This is a genomic window from Gilliamella sp. Fer4-1 (assembly GCF_001690515.1).
Taxonomy (GTDB): domain Bacteria; phylum Pseudomonadota; class Gammaproteobacteria; order Enterobacterales; family Orbaceae; genus Gilliamella; species Gilliamella apicola_C.
Genome location: NZ_LZGZ01000104.1, coordinates 1 through 1,331 on the forward strand (window position 1 = coordinate 1; position 1,331 = coordinate 1,331).

Genomic DNA, 1,331 nt, shown 5'->3' on the forward strand with positions numbered 1-1,331 from the left:
TTGCTAAACCTATTTTATTTGTTTCAGAAGCAGGATCATCATAATCCATTGAAGGATAGTAAAGTAAGTAAATTTCATATTTGATATCACTACGATCAACAAAACTATCATACTTAGTATAGATTTTAACAAGCATATCTGTTTTTAAGTCGTAATTTAGATCTGACTTCTTAAATAATGCTGCTATTTTAAGTAATAACTCGGGATCTTTATTAATAATATATGAATAGTAATTAATTGCTTTATATAGCTTCTTTGAATCTTCATACCATTTCGCAATATCTGTAGTGATTTTAATATCAGGGTTAGTTTTGTCAAATTGACGAAATAATGAATATATCTTGTTTTTTTCGGGCTGTTTTAGCTGTTTTTGATATAAATTACATGCACTAGATGATTTTATATTACAAGCTCGTTCAAAATACTCAATTGCTTTATTTAATTTTTCATCGTCAGCATAATAAAGACTAAGATGCAATGTATGTAAAACATCATTAGGAGTTAATGTTTTTTCAAGTTGCTTTATAATTTCAGCATGTTTTGTGTGGTGATTATTACTATTTTGTAAAATAGAGATATTATAAACATCACTGGATGGCGATTCAATCATTTCTTCCATTTTTGCAAATACAAGAAAATACCATAAATCATCACCTTGAATATCTTTTGCCTTTTCAAATAATTCTATTGCCTTATGGAGATCTCTACTGAAAAAGCGTTCATCAATATATAATTGACCAACTAAGAAACTACCATATGGATTATTACTGAAACTATTATCTTCTGAAAAGTCATAGAGATAATGCCTTGGAATTTTATAAGTTGCAAAATCAGTTAACAATATTGGTATTGATTCAATATCACCATTTAATATTGCTGTTTTATATAACGAAACACCCTCATCAAATAGCTTAGGTAGTAAAATATAATTTATTTCATTATCGGTTAATCCAGTTAATTTACAACCAAATTTTTTATAATTGTCATCTAAATCTTCGTTTTCATAATAATCTTCTTCATAATCTAAGTTAACTTTTTCTTTTTTTGCATTGAACAGATCGGAAAGTGTTTTCAACTTATTGCAGTCGTTAGGTGTCAGATTATTAGCTAAATTAATATAAGCTGCTGCTAATTTTCTCATATTACCTAAATCATTCGTATCTTGATTTGATTTTTTTTGGTTTTGTTTTTGGTGATTATCTTCAAAACTTTTTATCACGAGACTAAAATCATTAGCTGAAAATACAGCAGGTGAAAACATAAATAATAGAACAAATAACCCTATTTTTTTCATGATTAACCTTATATTTCTATTTTAATTCTTGGTATTA

Annotated in this window: 1 protein-coding gene; it reads right to left on the bottom strand. The window is 26.6% G+C overall.

The features are described from left to right. Nucleotides 1–1,294 (bottom strand): tetratricopeptide repeat protein (locus tag A9G30_RS03890; RefSeq protein WP_141671979.1); only part of this gene is annotated, 1,294 nt, incomplete at its 3' end. Nucleotides 1,295–1,331: the final 37 nt, after the last annotated feature.